Source organism: Nonomuraea composti (assembly GCF_012034275.1).
Taxonomy (GTDB): domain Bacteria; phylum Actinomycetota; class Actinomycetes; order Streptosporangiales; family Streptosporangiaceae; genus Nonomuraea; species Nonomuraea composti.
This window is the reverse complement of sequence record NZ_JAATEP010000041.1, coordinates 15900-32443: the sequence shown is the minus strand read 5'-3', so window position 1 is coordinate 32443 and position 16544 is coordinate 15900. Positions and strand designations below refer to the sequence as shown.

Below are 16544 nucleotides of genomic sequence, written 5' to 3'. Positions count from 1 at the left end.
GTTACTAGTTGCAATGCAACTATCAAGCCATGACGACCACCACACAGACCCCCGTCCTGATCGTCGGCGGCGGCTACGCCGGCCTCGCCTCGGCCCTCTTCCTCGCCCACCAGGGCGTGCGCTGCGTGCTCGTGGACCGCCACCCCGGCGTGTCGATCCTCGGCCGCGCCCGCGGCATCAACCCCCGCACCATGGAGATCTACCGGCCGCTCGGCCTGGAGGCGGCGATCAAGGAGGCCGGCCGCCCGTTCGACGGCGAGTCGGGCGTGGCCCGCTGCACGACGCTCCTGGACGAATGGCACTGGATCTTCGACGCCGACGCGCCCCGCGCGCTGCCCCACCTCACCGCCGGCGAGTTCGGGCTGGCCGACCAGAGCACGGTGGAGCCGATCCTGGCGCGCGCCGCCCGCGAGCGCGGCGCCGAGCTGCGCTTCGACACCCAGTGCGAGTCCGTCGACGACGGCCCCGACGGCGTCACCGTCGTCACCCGCGACCGCACCACCGGCGAGCGCCGGACGTACCTGGCCCAGTACGTGATCGCCGCCGACGGCTACCGCGGCACCATCAGGCAGCAGTACGGCATCGGCCGCACCGGGCCCGGCGTGCAGCGCAGCTACGTCTCATGCGTCTTCAAGGCCGACCTGTCGGACATCATCACCAGGCGGGCCATGTTCTGGATCCTCGGGGATCCCGTCACCGGCGCGCTCGTCTCCCACGCGCTGCCCCACCACTGGGGCCTCGGCCTGTCCTACGACCCCGCCACCGAGTCCCCCGACGACTTCACCGACGAGCGCTGCGCCGCGACCGCCCGGCGCCTCATCGGCCGCGACGTGCCGATCGACATCGTCGGCAGGGCCGCGTGGGAGGAGGCCGCCTACGTGGCCGACCGGTTCCGCGCCGGCCGCGTCTTCCTCGTCGGCGACGCCGCGCACGTGTGGCCGCCCGCCGGCGGCCTCGGCGCCAACTCGGCCATCCAGGACGCCCACAACCTGGCCTGGAAGCTGGCCGCCGTGCTCGCCGGCCGCGCCTCGGACGCGCTGCTCGACACGTACGAGGCCGAGCGCCGCCCCGTCGCCCTGGAGCTGGCCGACCTGACCGTGCGCAGCCAGGCCGCCCGCTTCGGCCCGAACCCGGGCGAGGACCCGCTGGACGCCGTCCTGTGCGTCCTCGGCCAGCGCTACACCTCCGCCGCCATGATCGGCCCTGGCCCCGGCGCGGTGTTCGGCGACGGGGTCGAGCAGCACGCCCGCCCCGGCACCAGGGCCCCGCACCTCTGGCTCGACCACGACGGCCGGCGCATCGGCGTGCACGACCTGTTCCACGACTCCTTCGTGCTCCTGACCGACAGCGAGCCGTGGGCGAAGGCCGCCGCCGACGTCGAGGGCGTGCGCGCGTACCGGATCGGCGCCGACGTCATCGACGTCGAGCACGCCTGGCGGTCCCGCTACGACGGGGCCGCCGCCGTGCTGGTGCGGCCCGACGGGTACGTGGCCTGGCGCGGCGAAGGCGACCCCGCCGCGCTGGCCGGCGTGCTCGGCCGCGTCCTGCTAAAGCAGTAGCTCCAGCTCCAGCTCGTGCCTGATCGGGATGCCGTCGGACTCGGCCGGGATGCCGGGCTTGATGGCACGCACCCGATCCATGGCGTTCCGGTGCAGGGCCACGAGGTCGAAGCCGTAGCGCTGGTAGAAGCGCAGGGCATGCGTGTTGTCGTTCGTGGTGATCAGCCAGAGCCGCGTCGCGCCCCGCTCGGCCGCGACCGCCCGCACCGCGTCCAGCAGCGCCCTGCCGACGCCCCTGCCCGGCAGCACGGCGTCGAGCGAGGCGATCTCCACCGAGCCGCCGTCCTCCAGGTACGTCACCAGGCCGGCCAGCTCCCCCTCCGCCTCGGCGACGAACCCCGGCAGCTTCGCCGCGTCCACCTGCCTGCCGCTCCCCAGCACCATCAGCGTGGTGCCGCCCCAGCTCTCCGTGAGCACACGGGTGACGGCGGGCAGGTCGCCGGGACGGATCTCCCGCACGGAAATGCTCATGACCGCCATTATGAGAGCTATGCGATGGGTCACGTTCGACTGTTTCGGAACCTTGATCGACTGGCGGCACGGCATCCGCACCAGCGCCGAGCTGATCGCCCCCGGGCAGGGGGAGCGGCTGCTGGAGGCGTACAACCGGCACGAACACCTCGTCCAGGCCGAGTCGCCCGCCATGCGCTACCGCGACGTGCTGGCCGAGACGCTGCGCCGGGCGTGCGAGGAGGAGAAGGTGGAGCTGCGTGCCGACGACGCCGCCGTGCTGGCCGAGACGCTGCCGTACTGGCCGGTGTTCCCCGAGGTGGGGGCCGAGCTGTCGGCGCTGCGCGCGGCCGGGTGGCGGCTGGCGCTGCTGACCAACTGCGACCTCGACCTCATCGCCGGCACCCGGCGGCGGCTGCCCGTGCCGTTCGACGCCGTGGTGACGGCCGAGGACGCCGGGGCGTACAAGCCGGCGCACGCGCACTTCGAGCTGTTCAGCAGCTCCTACGAGCCGGAGGTCTGGGTGCACGCGGCCCAGAGCTACTTCCACGACATGGAGCCGGCGCAGCGGCTGGGGGTGCCGCACGTGTGGATCAACCGCCACGACCAGCGGCCCGCCGACGCATCGATCGTCCCGCACACGCAGCCCGACCTGCGCGGCCTGCTCGCGGCGGTCGAGACCGCCGCCGCTTCGGGGTGAGGCGAGTGCCGGGGCAACGGGCTCTCAGAGGGCCCGCTGCTCCAGCACGTCGGCGATGCCCGCCAGGAACGAGTCCACGTCCGCGATCAGATACCCGGCCTTGAACATCACGGTCGAGAACTTCGCCTCCCGCACCTCCTTGGCCGTCACCGGATAATCGGTCGTGCCGCGCAGCGTGGCCACGATGCGGTCGAGGAAGGCGTCGATCTCGTCCTCGTTGTAGCCGGTGCCCATCCGGCCGGGGCGGAAGGCCACCCGCTCGACCCGCGCCGCCTGCTGCTCGAACCACTGCTCGCGCAGCATCTCGCCGGTGGGCTCGGCCATCGCCAGCCGGATCGGCCGCTTGGCCTGGGCCTCCAGCGCCACCACGAACGCCTCCAGCGCGAAGTCCACCGCGGTCTCCTGGTAGCCGCCGCGTTTCGCGCGGAACGTGGCCGTGCGGACCTCGTCGGCGGTGACGGGCTCCAGCAGATGGGGGCCTCTGCCGAGGGTCGACTCGATCCGCCCGATCAGGGCGTCGACTTCGACGGGGTCATAGCCTGAACGCATACCCATGACGCGCGGAAAGCGGTTCAAGCTCACTCCTCTTGAGATCGTGCTGGGGGTCCCTCCATTGTCGGACCTTTATGCCGGCCCTGCGACCCGACATATACCGTTAAAGGACCATGCGTCTGACCAACGTCTCCTTCCGTTACCGAAGACGTGATCCTCTCGTCATCGAAGACGCCGACGCCCACCTCGCCCCCGGCGACGTGATCGAGCTGACCGGCGTGAACGGCGCGGGCAAATCCACCCTGCTCCGCCTCCTCGCGGGCCTGTCCAGGCCCACCACGGGCACCATCTCCGAACGCCCGCCGGTGGTCGGCTTCGCCCCCGACCGGTTTCCCGCGAGCCAGCCGTTCACCGTCACCGCGTACCTGCGGCACATGTCCCGCGTCCGCGGCGGCGCCCGCTGGGAGCCGTGGGCCGAGCGGCTCACCATGGGCCACCTGCTCGCCACCCCGCTCGGCGACCTGTCCAAGGGCAGCGCCCACAAGGTCGGCCTGGCCCAGGCGCTGATGGCCGAGCCGGGGCTGCTGATCCTGGACGAGCCGTTCGCCGGCCTCGACGCCGACACGCGCCAGGCGCTGCCGTCGATCGCGGCCGAGGTGGCGGGGCGGGGCGGCATCGTCATCGCCAGCGACCACCAGGGCGGGCTGCGCGGGCTGCCCGGGCTGCGTCACTGGTCCATGGTGGACGGCCGGCTCAAGGAGGGCAGCGCCGCCCCCGCCGCGTCGCCTCCCTCGCAGGCCACCGTGGCCGTCACCCTGCCGGCCGAGGAGCTGCCGCGCTTCCTGGCCAGGATGCGCGAGGAAGGCTTCCAGGCCCGCGAGCTCGACACCGCCGCCCAGACCCCCGCCGATCCGGCAGCCGAGGAGAGCGCATGATCGCCCTGGCCGCCTTCCGCCTGGCCGCCTACGTGCGCTCGCACCGCGTGTTCCAGGCGCTGCTGCTCACCCTCGCCCTGCTCGCCATCGTGCACGGCAGCCGCGCGCCGAGGGGCGCCGAGGCCACCGTGCTCGTGGACGGCGCCGTGCTCCTCGTCCCCGTCCTCGCCTGGGCGGCCAGGAGCCTGCTCGACACCGAGCCCGACCGGCAGCGTGAGATGTCCGCCGTCCAGGCCGGCGGCCGGGGCAAGGAGGTGGCGGCGGGGCTGCTGGCGGCGTTCGCGGCCTGCGCCGTCTTCGCCGCGCTCGGCCTGCTCTGGGCGCTGCTGCTCGGCATCAGCGGCTCGCCGCCGCCCGGCCTGCTGCCCGCCGGCCTGCTCCTGTACGTGATCTCCGCCCTGACCGGCACCGCGCTCGGCGCGCTCACCAGCCGCGCCGTCCTGCCGTCACCGGCCGTCTCGATCATGGCCCTGCTGCTCGGCTTCCTGGCGATGCTGCTGCTGAGCGCGACGTCACTGTACTGGCTCACGGTGCCGCTCATCCCGTGGATGAAGGCGGCCAACTCCGGCGAGCTGCTCGGCGCGTTCCCCGCGCTGGCCGGGATCTCGCTGGCGTGGTGCCTGATCGGTCTCACGGCGTACGGATGGCTCCGCCGCCGATCATGAGGGCCGGCCTGCCGTTCGCAGGGCCGGCCCGGTGCGTCATTCGGCGGCGGCGAGCTGCCCGCAGGCCCCGTCGATCTCGCGCCCGCGCGTGTCACGCACGGTCACCGGCACGCCGTGGAACTCCAGCCGCCGCACGAACGCCCGCTCGTCCTCCGGCCGCGAGGCCGTCCACTTGGAGCCGGGCGTCGGGTTGAGCGGGATGAGGTTGACGTGCACGAGCTTGTTCTTGACCAGCTTGCCGAGCAGGTCGGCCCGCCATTCCTGGTCGTTGATGTCCTTGATGAGCGCGTACTCGATCGACACGCGCCGCTTGGTCTTCGCCGCGTACGCCCACGCGGCGTCGAGCACCTCGCTCACCTTCCAACGGGTGTTGATCGGCACCAGCGTGTCGCGCAGCTCGTCGTCGGGCGCGTGCAGCGACAGCGCCAGCGTGACCGGCAGCCCCTCGTCGGCGAGCTTGCCGATGGCGGGCACCAGCCCCACGGTGGAGACCGTGACGCCGCGCGCGGAGATGCCGAGCCCGTGCGGCGCCGGCTCGACCAGGCGCCGCACCGCCCCGATGACCTGCTTGTAGTTGGCCAGCGGCTCGCCCATGCCCATGAACACGACGTTGCTGACCCGCGCCGGCCCGCCGGGCACCTCGCCGGCCGCCAGCGCGCGGGCGCCGGCCACGACCTGCTCGACGATCTCGGCGGTGGACATGTTCCGGGTCAGGCCGGCCTGGCCGGTGGCGCAGAACGGGCAGTTCATGCCGCATCCGGCCTGCGAGGACACGCACATCGTGACCCGGTCGGGGTAACGCATGAGCACCGACTCGACCAGCGCCCCGTCGAACAGCCGCCACAGCGTCTTGCGGGTGGTGCCGCGGTCGGTGGCCAGCTCCCTGACCGAGGTGAGCAGCGGGGGCAGCAGCGCCGCCAGCTTCTCCCTGGACGCGGCGGGCAGGTCGGTCATCGCCTGCACGTCGGTGGTGAGGCGTTCGAAGTAGTGGCGGGAGAGCTGGTCGGCGCGGAACGCCTTCTCCCCCAGCTCCGTCACGGCGGCCCGCCGCTCTGCCATCGACAGGTCGGCGAGGTGCCGTGCGGGCTTGGCCCGCCGCGGCGCGACGAAGGTGAGCTGACCTGGAGGCTGGGACACTGTGCTGCCTTTGCTTGGCTTCGAGGGTTGGTGACCAGGGTAATGAACGCTCGGAGCGGAGGTGGCATTCCTGGTCTCACTATGGCTCGCGTCTTGGTCGCCGCCCGATCTACAGTCATCTCGTATGGCGATTTTTCGGTCGGCATCTGGCGAGGGTGGCACCGAGGTCGTGCTCGCCGCCGGCAACCCGTACGGGAGCCGGACGCTCGTGGTCGAGCGGGACGAGGACTCCTCGGTAGCTTACCTGTGCTCGCCCGACGGCACCGTCCACGGGGCCGTGTGGCTGGCCAACCATCGCCCTGCCCCCGCCGTCGTCGACCTGGCCCGCATCAACGCGGGCCTGCCGCCGCTCATGCCGAGGCCCAACACGCTGCACCCCGAGGGGCGGCGGCCGCTCGGGCAGCTCAGCCCGCTGTGGTTCGAGGAGGGCGACGGCGTGGCGCTGTACGAGGACGACGAGCTGCTCGCGGTCATCCCCGGCTGGGCCGACATGAGCAGGGGCATGCCCGGGTACGCGCGCGACGCCGTGGGCGAGTCACCGTTCGCCTGGGCACTGTCGGAGGCGCTCGAAGGGCTGCGCCCGCGCATCTCGAACGCCAGGTCCTACTGGCGCTGGCGGCACAGCGAGGGGTCGTGGCCGTCGTTCCAGCAGTTCGTGATGGGGCACCTGGACAACGTCCTGGGGCCGGCGGGCCGCTACTGGGACGCCAGCGGCGAGCGGCTGCCCACCGTCGGCATCACGGAGCGGCCGCCGCACGGCGAGCGCGGCTTCACCGTGCTGTCCACGGTGGGCATGAGCTGCCAGCGCATGCCGACGGTGGAGCAGTGGATCGACAAGCCGGGCGCGTACGCGCGGATCGAGCTGGCCGTGGCCACCCGCGACGACCCGAAGGACGCGGCACTGCTGCTGGTGTGGCTGGCCCAGTACCCGTGGCACTCGGTGACGTGGCTGGGGCACGGGCACACGGCGAAGTGGTATCACGAGCCTTCGACGTTCCCGCTGGGGCCGCAGTACTCAGGTGTCCTGATGCAGGCCAACCCGGCCCACATGCCCGACATGTCGGGCTTCGCGTTCGGTGGCGAGATCGTCCGCTGGCTCTGGCTCTCCCCCGTCACCACGCAGGCCCTTCAGGCACACTAACGCTCATCTGCAGGCACACTGGCGCTCAGAAGAAGAGCGTCATCAGCAGCCAGACCGGCACCAGCGTCGTCACCAGCGAGTCGAGCCGGTCCATCAGCCCGCCGTGACCCGGCAGGATCGTCCCCATGTCCTTGATGCCGAGATCCCGCTTGATCATCGACTCGACCAGGTCGCCCACCGTGGCCAGCAGCGCCGCCAGCGCCCCGATCAGCGCCCCCTGCCAGATCTGCCCGTGCAGCAGCCACGACACCAGCCAGGCCCCCACCGCCGTGCACGCGACGACCGACCCGGCCAGCCCCTCCCAGGTCTTCTTCGGGCTGATCACCGTGAGCTGGTGCCGGCCGAACAGCACCCCCGCGATGTACCCGCCGATGTCACTCGCCACGGTGACCGCGATGAAGATCAGCACGCGATGGTTGCCGTCGCCCGGATGCAGCATCAGCGCCACGATCGCGCTCAGCATCGCCGGATAGAACAACGTGAACACCGACGCCGACGCGTCGCGCACGTAGCCGTCCGTCCCGTCGCTGAACATCCGCCAGATCAGCAGCACGAACGCGAACACCGCGAACGAGGCCAGCAGCCACTCGGGCCCGCCCCAGTACGCCCCCGCCTGCATCGCGACGAGACCCGCCAGCACCGGCACGGCGGGCACCCTGATGTCACGGGTGGCGAAGGCCTTGACCAGCTCCAGCACGCCGACGCCGACGGCGCCCACCACCACGATCAGGAACAGCTCCTTGATCGTGTAGACGGTGCCGAGGACGAGCGCGCCCAGGACCACGCCGACCGCGATCGCGGCGGGCAGGTTCCTTCCGGTACGGCTGCCGCCGCTCGAGCTGGTGCCAGCCGTACGTTCTTCCACAGACTTCTCCAAGAGCCACGGCCCCCGCCACCGGGGCGAGGGCCGTAGGTGACCCGCTACCTGCGGCGGACCGCTCCAGGCGACCCGCCCTGCGGCGCGCCGCTCAGACCTCGAGCAGCTCGGCTTCCTTGTGCTTGAGCAGCTCGTCGATCTTCGCGACGTGCTTCTGCGTGAGGTCGTCGAGCTCCTTCTCGGCCCGCCTGACCTCGTCCTCGCCCGCCTCGCCGTCCTTGATCATCTTGTCGAGGGTCTCCTTGGCGGAGCGGCGGATGTTGCGCACCGACACCTTGGCGTGCTCGCCCTTGTTCCTGGCGACCTTGATGTACTCCTTGCGGCGCTCCTCGGACAGCTCCGGGAACGTCACGCGGATCACCTGACCGTCGTCGGTGGGGTTCACGCCGAGGTCGGAGTCGCGGATGGCCTTGATGATCGCATTCGTCGAGCCCTTGTCATAGGGCTGGATGGTGACCATGCGCGCCTCGGGCACGTGGAAGGACGCCAACTGCTGGATCGGCGTCGGCGTGCCGTAGTACTCGGCGTTGATCTTGTTGAACATCGAGGGGGTGACGCGGCCCGTACGGATCGTCGCGAAGTCCTCCTTCGCGACCGAAACGGCCTTGTCCATCTTTTCCTCGGCTTCGAGGAGGGTTTCGTCGATCACAGCGGCTCCCTGTCTTCTAGCTGGCGGTGTCGGGCTCGCTCCGTCATTTGCCTGCGGGACTCACCAGCGTGCCGATTTTCTCACCGCGTACCGCTCGCAGGATGTTGCCCTCGCCCATCAGGTCGAAGACCACGATCGGCAGATCGTTGTCCTTGCACAGGCTGATCGCGGTGGCGTCCATGACCGCGAGGTCGCGTAGCAGCACCTCGCCGTAGTCGAGGTGGTCGAACCGGACCGCGTCCGGGTTCTTGCGCGGGTCGGAGTCGTAGATCCCGTCGACCTGCGTGCCCTTGAGCAGCGCCTCCGCGCCGATCTCCAGAGCCCGCTGCGACGCCGCGGTGTCGGTGGAGAAGAACGGCGAGCCGAGCCCCGCGCCGAAGATGACCACGCGGCCCTTCTCCAGGTGCCTGATCGCGCGGCGCGGCAGGAACGGCTCCGCCACCTGCTGCATGGTGATGGCCGTCTGCACCCGGGTCTCGACCCCCCGCCGCTCCAGGAAATCCTGGAGCGCCAGGCAGTTGATCACCGTGCCGAGCATGCCCATGTAGTCGGCCCTGGCCCGGTCGATGCCGCCCTGCGACAGCGTCGCGCCGCGGAACATGTTGCCGCCGCCGACCACGACCGCGACCTGCACGCCCTCCTTGACCGCCTCGGCGATCGAGTCGGCCAGGTGATCGACGATCGTCGGGTCGATGCCCAGCGGCTCGCTCCCGGCGAACGCCTCCCCTGACAGCTTCAGCATGACCCGCTTCCACCGGAGTGGGCTCTGCGGGCTCTGAGCCGGCGGATCTTGAGACGAGGAAGCCGCCGTCCGTGTGGATTCGTGGGCTGACTCCCGGTGGTCCTGCACGGCGGCGGCCTCCTTCATCTCGGTGGATCGTTGAGCTGGCAGCTTGCCTAAGCCTAAGCCTGACCGACCTTGAAGCGGACAAAGGCGAGAACCTCTACGCCGTTCTCCTCGGCGTACTTGCCCACGCTCTTCTTGTTGTCCTTGACGAAGGCCTGCTGCAGCAGCGTGAAGTCCTTGTACCAGCCGTTGACGCGACCCTCGACGATCTTGCCGATGGCGGCCTCGGGCTTGCCCTCCTCGCGGGTCATCTCCTCGAAGAGCTTGCGCTCCTTCTCGACGACCTCGGCGGGAACGGACTCGGCCTTGAGGTACTGCGGCGCCATCGCGGCGGCGTGCTGCGCGATGTCCTTGGCGACCTCGGCGTTCGGCTTGTCGAGCTGCACGAGCACGCCGACGGCCGGCGGCAGCGCCGGGTCCGTCTTGTGCATGTACGCGCCGATGTAGCCGCCCTCCAGCACCGCGAAGCGGCGGATCTCGATCTTCTCACCGAGCGCGGCGTTGGCGGTGTCGAGGTGCTCCTTGACGGTCTTGCCGTCGAAGGAGGACTCCAGCAGCGCCGCCACGTCGGCCGGCTTGGTCGCCAGGACGTGCGTCACGACCTGCTCGGCCAGCTCCTGGAAGCGCTCGCCCTTGGCCACGAAGTCGGTCTCGCAGTTGATCTCGACCAGCGCGGCGGAGGAGTCGCCGTCCTGCTTGAGCGCGACCAGGCCGTTGGAGGCGGTGCGGGACTCGCGCTTGCCGACGTCCTTGGCACCCTTGAGGCGCAGCAGCTCGACGGCGCGGTCGAAGTCGCCCTCCGACTCCTCCAGCGCCTTCTTGCAGTCCATCATGCCGGCAGCGGTGATCTCACGAAGCCGCTTGACGTCGGCCATGTTCACGGAAGCCATTGCTCTTTTTCCTTGTGGGATTTCGTCGTCGTCATCGTGGTCGGGGCGGGAGCCGGGATCCGGCCACCCACCCTGGGTTCGTACGGCGGGCGCCCGCCGTACAGGAGCCTTGTCTTGCTCGGGGCCACGGGCCGGCCCGGTTTCGCCGCTGCTTCGCTCGGCATACTGCCCAGCCTCGCCCCGGCTTACCACCTCAGCTCGGCCCGGCACGCGCCCGGCCTCACCTCGGCCGGCCACCTCAGCTCGGCCTGGCGTCCACCCGGCCTCACCTCGGCTCGCCGCCTCGGCTCGGCCCGGCCTGCGCCCGACCTCACCTCAGCACGGCCTCGCCTTCAAGCTTGCAGGCGGACGAGCCCGTCCTGGCCCTCGCTCAGCAGGAGGAGACCCTGACCTGACCGCCACCTCGCCCTGGCCTGGCTTACCGTCCTCGGCCCTGGAGCGGCGCCCGACATGCCGTCCGGGCTCAGCCGTTTGCCGAGCCAGAACGCCTACGTTGCCTGACCGCCGCCACCCCGGACCGCGCAGCCACCAGGTGGTTCGCCGTTGTTCAGCTGTGCGTGCGTCGCCTTGCCTGCCCGTTTGGTGCGCTTACGTGCGTACTCACTTGCCGACGTGCCCGCCCGCTGACGTGGTTCGCCCGCTGGCGTGCCCGCTTGCCAACATGCGCGCCCGCTGACGTGACCCGTCCGCTGACGTGCCCGCTTGCCAGCGTGCTCACCGGCTTGCCTGGCTCGCCCGCTAACGCGCCGACCGACCGGCCAGCTCGCTCGCCGACCGGCGGAACCAGCCGGCGAGCCCAGCCCCAGCGCGGCGGCCATCACCACCGGCCCGGCCGACCCGGCCGAGCCCTGTGGCGGCGACCGCCGTCAACAACACCCTTCACCATCGCCCCGGGAAACCGCGGACCCGCCGTACCCTGTGCTCACCCTCGCGGGAGAGACCGGATCACCAGCGGACCAGCGGCCCCGTACGCGGCGGACGTCAGGCCTGCTGCTCGGTCTCGCCCTCAGCGGCGGCGGCCGGCGCCTCGTCGGCGGCGGCGGCCTCAGCCGGAGCGGCCTCCTCAGCAGCGGGAGCCTCCTCGGCGGCGGCCTCAGGGGCAGCCTCGGGGGCGGCCTCAGCGGCGGCCGGAGCCTCGCCGGTGCCCTGCTCGATGAGCTCGCGCTCCCACTCGGCCAGCGGCTCGGCGGCGGCCGGCTTCTCGTCACCGCGGGCGGCGCCGGAGCGAGCCATCAGACCGGCGGCGACACCGTCGGCGACGACCCGGGTCAGCAGGCCGACGGCGCGGATGGCGTCGTCGTTGCCGGGGATCGGGTAGTCGACCTCGTCGGGGTCGCAGTTGGTGTCGAGGATCGCGACGACCGGGATGCCAAGCTTCTTGGCCTCGCTGATCGCGATGTGCTCCTTCTTGGTGTCGACGACCCACACGGCGCTGGGCACGCGGCCCATGTCGCGGATACCGCCGAGCGTGCGCTCAAGCTTGTCCTTCTCGCGGCGGCGCATGAGGAGCTCCTTCTTGGTGAGCCCCGAGCCGGCGACGTTGTCGAAGTCGAGCTCCTCGAGCTCCTTCAGACGCTGAAGCCTCTTGTGCACGGTGGAGAAGTTGGTGAGCATGCCACCCAGCCAGCGCTGGTTGACGTACGGCATGCCGACCCGCGCGGCCTGCTCGGAGATGGCCTCCTGAGCCTGCTTCTTCGTGCCGATGAACAGGATCGTGCCGCCGTGCGCCACGGTCTCCTTCACGAAGTCATAGGCGCGGTCGATGTACGACAGCGACTTCTGCAGGTCGATGATGTAGATGCCGTTGCGCTCGGTGAAGATGAAGCGCTTCATCTTCGGGTTCCAGCGCCGAGTCTGGTGGCCGAAGTGAACGCCACTTTCGAGCAGCTGTCGCATGGTGACGACGGGGGCCATGTGCTGGTCCTCCAGGTCTTGGCGCCCTGCGGATGGGCGCGGTTCTCGGTTGTGCCGCGGCAGCGCGTTGTCTGCCGCCCTGATGCCCCGAACCCGCTCCCGCCGGGCACATGGCCCGGACCGATGGCGCGGTCCGCAATGGGGCATGCGAAGTCGGCCTGTGGTCACAGGCCATCGAAAAGTCTACCTCCCACACCGCCCCAGGCTGACCGTCCCCGGTCAAACGGACATCCACCCCTACCCGGGCACCACCATCCGCTCATCCCCCGACCACCCCACCAGCTCGCCGCTCCTACGACCGTTCCCATGAACAGCCATACCCCTCCCGAACACCACGCACAACACCAGTCACCCCCAGATCACCACCAAGCCCTCAATCGGGGACCGGGCGAGCGCCATGATCTTCGGTGGGCAGCCCCGGAACCACCCTCGCCGCGACCGGGAACAGGTTGACCTGCGCCTCCACGAGCCGCGCCCCCTCAGGCGCGTCCCGCTCGCTCCGGTTCCGCGCGACGTACGGCTCCAGCAGCCCCTCGATCTCCCGGGTGAGCCGGGCGAGCTCCTCGGCGGTCACCCGCAGGCGATGCTGGCTGAAGAGCGTCACCTCCCGCCACTCCTCGGGCTCCAGGTCGGACTGGGCCAGAGCCCGGTCCGCCTCCTCGTTCGCGCCCTTCCGCAAGGCCGCGATCAGCAGGACCTTGGCCGCCCGTACGTCCGGCTGATCATCCGGACGGACGCCGACGCTCAGCGGCTTGTCCACACCCCGCCACAATCGCTCCCTGCCATCCCCTCGCGGCGGCGCGTCCTCCACGAACCCGTACTTGGCCAGCATCCGCAGGTGGTAGCTGGCGGCACTGGGCGTGATGCCCGCGATCTCCGCCACCTCGGTCGCGGTCGCACTGCCCTCGACCCGGAGCCTGTTGAGGATCATCAGCCTCGCCGGGTGAGCCAGCGCCCGCATCGCTTTGGGATCACTGAGCCCCTCTCTGTCCTGCGTCATGCGCCAAACGTACCCATCCTGAGACCTGAAACATTGCTTTCATAACTGTGAAGGATTACCTTCATAGTTATGAAGCGTTCCCTTCACAACTCCTCTGAGCTCTCACCTATCTCCGACACCTCAGCCCCGAGCCAGCCCCCACCCTCCTCCGACACCTCAGCGCCAAGCCAGCCTCCATCCTCCTCTCCACCTCCCCTCCGCGAACAACGCGACTACCGCCTGCTCTGGACCGCCCGCACCATCTCCGTCACCGGCTCGGAGGTCTCCAAGCTGGCCATCCCGCTGACCGCCGTCACCCTGCTGGCCGCCTCCCCCGCGCAGATGGGCATCCTGACGGCCGCCGCCTCGGTCCCGGTCCTGCTGTTCGGCCTGCAGTCGGGGGCGATCGCCGACCGGCTCACCCGCCACCGCCCCCTGATGATCGCCTGCGAGCTCGTCTCCTGCGCCGCCGCCGCCACGATCCCGATCGCCTGGCTCCTCGGCGTGCTGAACGTCGTCTGGCTGATCGCCGTGGCCCTGGTCATCGGCACGGCCGGCGTGCTGTTCAAGGCCGCGAACTTCCCCCACCTGGCGGCGGTCGTCGACCCGTCCCAGCGGACGGAGGCCATGGCCGGCTTCCACGCCTCCTACTCGGTGGCGTCGGTCAGCGGCCCCGGCCTGGCGGGCCTGCTGGTGCAACTTCTCACCGCTCCCCTGGCCGTGCTGGCCGAGGCGGTCGCGTTCCTGACCTCGGCTCTCCTGCTGCGCAGCATCAGAACGCCGGAGCACAACACCCCTTCGGCGTCCCAGAGCATGTGGCACGACGTCGTGGAGGGCCTGCGGACCAGCGTCACGCACCCGGTGCTCCGGGCGCTCCTGGGCGCCGGCGTCACGATCAACTTCTTCGCCATGGCGTACACGGCCGTCTACATGCTCTACATGGTCAACACGCTCGCCATCCCGAAGGCGCTGATCGGCGTCCTCATCGCCCTGAGCGGCGCCGGCGGCCTGCTCGGCGCGTGGCTGACGGCCCGCCTGTCCAAGCGTTACGGCGAGAACCGCGTCCTGCTCATCTCGGTGATCTTCTTCCCTATCGAGATCCTCGCGGTGGGCCTGCTGACCGGCCCTCTGTGGTGGAAACTCGCCCTGCTCGCCCTGACCAGCACCATCACCGGCGGCATCGTCGTCGCCTTCGCCACCTGCATGGGCGCGATCACCCTCAGGGAAACCGCCCCTGAGCTACGCGGCCGCGTGAACGCCACCACGACGTTCGCGGTACAGGGCGTCCTGGCCCTGGGCGGCCTCGCCGGCGGCTTCCTGGCCGAATGGCTGGGCCTGCGCCCCGTGATCCTCATCTGCGCCGCAGGCATAGCCCTCAGTACGATCTGGATCTGGACCTCCCCCCTCCGCCCGAACCGCCTCCCCCACACCCCGAACACCCCGGACGCTTCGGACGCTTCGGCGCCCACCCCGTCGTTCGCCCGGTCCACCTCCCACCTGATCAACTCCAAGCGCCATTCCCAGCCCTGACGCCCTCCCAGTACCAGCTCACTCGCATCGATACCCGGACGAACCGTGGGCCCGCTCAGCGATAACGGGCGATCATGGGCCCGTAGCCCTTGCCATAGATAAGACCGACCGCGTAAACCCTCCCCGTCCCGGGCACGGCGCTCACCGCCGAGACGTCAACCTCCCGCCTGCGATCCGCCCCGGCCATCGGCGGCAACTCGGTCCGACTGCCATCAGGCGCGACCCGGACAGCCCCGCTCAGCCCTCCCTCAGCGCCGACATCCCCATCGACCAGGACGACCCCCTCCACCCCATCGGATCCGGCCGCCCCCGCATACGCCGAGCCCGCCACCCGCCTCCAGGCCGTACCGTCCCAGTGCAGGGTGATGGTGCTGCTCCTGCTGCCGTCCTCGTAGTCGTACACCCTGCGGGTCCCGATCGCCCACACGTTCCCGGGCCCGTGCGCGACAACCTGGCTGAGCCGGATCGAGGGGATGCTGCCGTCCGGCCGCCCCTGACTGTTGATCTCCTTGCTAGGCGTGCGATCCTCAGGCACGGGAACGAGCCGCCACGACCGCCCGTCCCAAAGCATGGCCGCCGCCTGCGAGGCGGAGTGCCCGCGCGCGAGCGGCCGACCGGTACCACCGACCGCCCACACCTGATCGGGCGCCACGGCCGAGACCGACTCCGCCCACGCGGGCAGACGCATGACCGTCCAGCCCCGGCCGTCCCAGTGCGCGGCGCGATCCCCGACCACCAGCCACACGTCATCAGCCGCGAGGGCGGCGGCACCGGCCCGCTCACCCACGTCGTAGTCCATGTCCGGCAGCACAACGGGGCTCCAGCGCTCACCGTCCCAGTGATGCGCGCTCAGGGCAGCGGTGGCAGCGAAGACCCACGCGTCACGCGACCCCGTCGCGACAAGCGCCGGAAACCTCTTGTCGTCCTTGGAGTCCCACGTCGTCGGGGGCGCAGGACGCTCCCGCCAGCCCCGCCCATCAAAATGCAGCAGCAGCATCGGTCCAACCCCTTCATGCGGACTGCCCAACGCCCACACATCCCGAGGACCACTAGCAGCAACCGCCTTCAGCCGAACCCCACGCCGATCCCCCACGTACTCAAGCCGCCACCCCCGCCCTTTACCCGTACGAACCGGAGACGGCACGGGATCCACCGCCGTAACGCCGGGAGAGGCAACGCCCTTCGCAGGCACACTCTCCGGCCCCACAGCACACCCCGCCCCCAGAACCACAGCAGCACACAACAACGCGGCCAAGCGCTTCCCCCGCCCTTGAGCGAGCTGGCGACGACGCGCCCCCAATACAGCGATCCCCCGTCCTAACTCTCCCTCTACGAAGCACTCACCCCCGCCGCCGTCCGTACAGCCACCACGGTGACCATCGCTTCGCAGCTCACACCCCCACACGCTGCCCCCACCGCTCCGCACGGCCACTCATCCACAGCCCTGCCACCCTTCATCAACCCCATCCACAGAACGGCGTTCGCCCTCTCCCGCCCCTCACCGCCCTCGCCAAACTTCGACCATGCTTACACCGCCCGCCAGCCCCCGCGCAGCACGCCATCCAACGACACCATCCCGCAAACTGCGCCCACCAACCCCGGCACCGCCGCTGGCGACAACCAGCCCACCGAAAACTCAGCCACCAGCGTCAACCCGCTCACCGAAAACCCGGCCACCGGCGTCAACCCACCCACCCGAAACCCGGCCACCGGCGACAGCCCACCCACCGAAAACCCGGCCACCGGCGTCAACCCACTCATCTAAAGCCTCGCCGCCAT

At 70.6% G+C, this 16544-nt stretch carries 17 protein-coding genes; 7 read left to right on the top strand and 10 right to left on the bottom strand.

From position 1 onward, the window contains the following. The first annotated feature begins 29 nt into the window (after positions 1-29). A complete protein-coding gene (locus tag HCN51_RS40880) occupies positions 30-1559 on the top strand; it encodes an FAD-dependent monooxygenase (protein WP_168017406.1) in 1530 nt (509 codons plus the stop codon). Here the strand turns inward: HCN51_RS40880 and HCN51_RS40875 are convergent. Then, complete coding sequence (locus HCN51_RS40875; protein WP_168017405.1) at positions 1548-2030, bottom strand: GNAT family N-acetyltransferase; 483 nt, start codon at positions 2028-2030, stop codon at positions 1548-1550. The genes HCN51_RS40880 and HCN51_RS40875 overlap by 12 nt on opposite strands. A gap of 19 nt (positions 2031-2049) precedes the next feature. On the opposite strand from HCN51_RS40875, the gene HCN51_RS40870 reads away from it, so the two are divergent. Next, a complete protein-coding gene (locus HCN51_RS40870) occupies positions 2050-2709 on the top strand; it encodes an HAD family hydrolase (RefSeq protein ID WP_168017404.1) in 660 nt (219 codons plus the stop codon). A 24-nt stretch (positions 2710-2733) separates the two neighbouring features. On the opposite strand, the gene HCN51_RS40865 is transcribed toward HCN51_RS40870, so the two are convergent. Then, positions 2734-3258 carry a DivIVA domain-containing protein gene (locus HCN51_RS40865; RefSeq protein WP_168017403.1) on the bottom strand — a complete coding sequence of 175 codons (525 nt, stop codon included), beginning with the start codon at positions 3256-3258 and terminating at the stop codon, positions 2734-2736. A gap of 116 nt (positions 3259-3374) precedes the next feature. On the opposite strand from HCN51_RS40865, the gene HCN51_RS40860 reads away from it, so the two are divergent. Both HCN51_RS40860 and HCN51_RS40855 read left to right on the top strand, forming a co-directional pair. Further along, on the top strand, positions 3375-4136 hold the full coding sequence (locus tag HCN51_RS40860) for an ABC transporter ATP-binding protein (protein ID WP_168017402.1): 762 nt from the start codon (positions 3375-3377) through the stop codon (positions 4134-4136). Then, positions 4133-4801 (top strand): hypothetical protein, encoded by a 669-nt coding sequence (locus HCN51_RS40855; RefSeq protein WP_168017401.1) that lies wholly within the window; start codon positions 4133-4135, stop codon positions 4799-4801. The genes HCN51_RS40860 and HCN51_RS40855 overlap by 4 nt, the downstream gene beginning before the upstream one ends. Positions 4802-4837: 36 nt before the next feature. Here HCN51_RS40855 and rlmN read toward each other — a convergent pair whose 3' ends face one another. Further along, positions 4838-5938 (bottom strand): dual-specificity RNA methyltransferase RlmN, encoded by a 1101-nt coding sequence (rlmN, locus tag HCN51_RS40850; protein WP_080042320.1) that lies wholly within the window; start codon positions 5936-5938, stop codon positions 4838-4840. A 124-nt stretch (positions 5939-6062) separates the two neighbouring features. Between rlmN and HCN51_RS40845 the strand changes: the two genes are divergently transcribed. After that, positions 6063-7079: a suppressor of fused domain protein gene (locus HCN51_RS40845; protein WP_080042321.1), complete on the top strand. Its 1017-nt coding sequence runs from the start codon at positions 6063-6065 to the stop codon at positions 7077-7079. 25 nt (positions 7080-7104) lie between these two features. Here HCN51_RS40845 and HCN51_RS40840 read toward each other — a convergent pair whose 3' ends face one another. The 6 genes from HCN51_RS40840 to HCN51_RS40815 all read right to left on the bottom strand — a co-directional run bounded on the left by HCN51_RS40840 (position 7105) and on the right by HCN51_RS40815 (position 13256). Then, a complete protein-coding gene (locus tag HCN51_RS40840) occupies positions 7105-7944 on the bottom strand; it encodes a phosphatidate cytidylyltransferase (protein ID WP_346433975.1) in 840 nt (279 codons plus the stop codon). A 103-nt stretch (positions 7945-8047) separates the two neighbouring features. Continuing rightward, on the bottom strand, positions 8048-8605 hold the full coding sequence (gene frr / locus HCN51_RS40835) for a ribosome recycling factor (RefSeq protein WP_080042323.1): 558 nt from the start codon (positions 8603-8605) through the stop codon (positions 8048-8050). Between the two features lie 43 nt (positions 8606-8648). Further along, positions 8649-9347 (bottom strand): UMP kinase, encoded by a 699-nt coding sequence (gene pyrH / locus HCN51_RS40830; protein WP_206068471.1) that lies wholly within the window; start codon positions 9345-9347, stop codon positions 8649-8651. Positions 9348-9508: 161 nt separating this feature from the next. Further along, a complete protein-coding gene (gene tsf / locus HCN51_RS40825; protein ID WP_080042324.1) occupies positions 9509-10342 on the bottom strand; it encodes a translation elongation factor Ts in 834 nt (277 codons plus the stop codon). Positions 10343-11323: 981 nt separating this feature from the next. Next, the gene (gene rpsB, locus HCN51_RS40820; RefSeq protein ID WP_168017399.1) at positions 11324-12256 is read right to left on the bottom strand and encodes a 30S ribosomal protein S2; all 933 of its coding nucleotides are present in this window, start codon (positions 12254-12256) and stop codon (positions 11324-11326) included. A 373-nt stretch (positions 12257-12629) separates the two neighbouring features. Next, on the bottom strand, positions 12630-13256 hold the full coding sequence (locus tag HCN51_RS40815) for an ArsR/SmtB family transcription factor (protein ID WP_168017398.1): 627 nt from the start codon (positions 13254-13256) through the stop codon (positions 12630-12632). A gap of 69 nt (positions 13257-13325) precedes the next feature. Here HCN51_RS40815 and HCN51_RS40810 point away from each other — a divergent pair, with 69 nt between their 5' ends. Next, positions 13326-14765, top strand: a complete 1440-nt coding sequence (locus HCN51_RS40810; RefSeq protein WP_168017397.1) for an MFS transporter — start codon at positions 13326-13328, stop codon at positions 14763-14765. A gap of 55 nt (positions 14766-14820) precedes the next feature. Here the strand turns inward: HCN51_RS40810 and HCN51_RS40805 are convergent, their stop codons facing one another. Next, positions 14821-15762 carry a hypothetical protein gene (locus HCN51_RS40805; protein ID WP_168017396.1) on the bottom strand — a complete coding sequence of 314 codons (942 nt, stop codon included), beginning with the start codon at positions 15760-15762 and terminating at the stop codon, positions 14821-14823. A gap of 375 nt (positions 15763-16137) precedes the next feature. On the opposite strand from HCN51_RS40805, the gene HCN51_RS60340 reads away from it, so the two are divergent. Beyond that, positions 16138-16530, top strand: coding sequence for a RodZ family helix-turn-helix domain-containing protein (locus tag HCN51_RS60340; protein WP_168017395.1), 393 nt, complete (start codon positions 16138-16140; stop codon positions 16528-16530). Positions 16531-16544 lie beyond the last annotated feature (14 nt).

Coding starts and splice junctions, on each gene's coding strand:
- HCN51_RS40880 (WP_168017406.1), top strand. CDS start 30: ATGACGACCACCACACAGACCCCCGTCCTGATCGTCGGCGGCGGCTAC.
- HCN51_RS40875 (WP_168017405.1), bottom strand. CDS start 2,030: ATGAGCATTTCCGTGCGGGAGATCCGTCCCGGCGACCTGCCCGCCGTC.
- HCN51_RS40870 (WP_168017404.1), top strand. CDS start 2,050: ATGCGATGGGTCACGTTCGACTGTTTCGGAACCTTGATCGACTGGCGG.
- HCN51_RS40865 (WP_168017403.1), bottom strand. CDS start 3,258: ATGCGTTCAGGCTATGACCCCGTCGAAGTCGACGCCCTGATCGGGCGG.
- HCN51_RS40860 (WP_168017402.1), top strand. CDS start 3,375: ATGCGTCTGACCAACGTCTCCTTCCGTTACCGAAGACGTGATCCTCTC.
- HCN51_RS40855 (WP_168017401.1), top strand. CDS start 4,133: ATGATCGCCCTGGCCGCCTTCCGCCTGGCCGCCTACGTGCGCTCGCAC.
- HCN51_RS40845 (WP_080042321.1), top strand. CDS start 6,063: ATGGCGATTTTTCGGTCGGCATCTGGCGAGGGTGGCACCGAGGTCGTG.
- pyrH (WP_206068471.1), bottom strand. CDS start 9,347: ATGCTGAAGCTGTCAGGGGAGGCGTTCGCCGGGAGCGAGCCGCTGGGC.
- tsf (WP_080042324.1), bottom strand. CDS start 10,342: ATGGCTTCCGTGAACATGGCCGACGTCAAGCGGCTTCGTGAGATCACC.
- rpsB (WP_168017399.1), bottom strand. CDS start 12,256: ATGGCCCCCGTCGTCACCATGCGACAGCTGCTCGAAAGTGGCGTTCAC.
- HCN51_RS40815 (WP_168017398.1), bottom strand. CDS start 13,256: ATGACGCAGGACAGAGAGGGGCTCAGTGATCCCAAAGCGATGCGGGCG.
- HCN51_RS40810 (WP_168017397.1), top strand. CDS start 13,326: ATGAAGCGTTCCCTTCACAACTCCTCTGAGCTCTCACCTATCTCCGAC.
- HCN51_RS40805 (WP_168017396.1), bottom strand. CDS start 15,762: ATGCTGCTGCTGCATTTTGATGGGCGGGGCTGGCGGGAGCGTCCTGCG.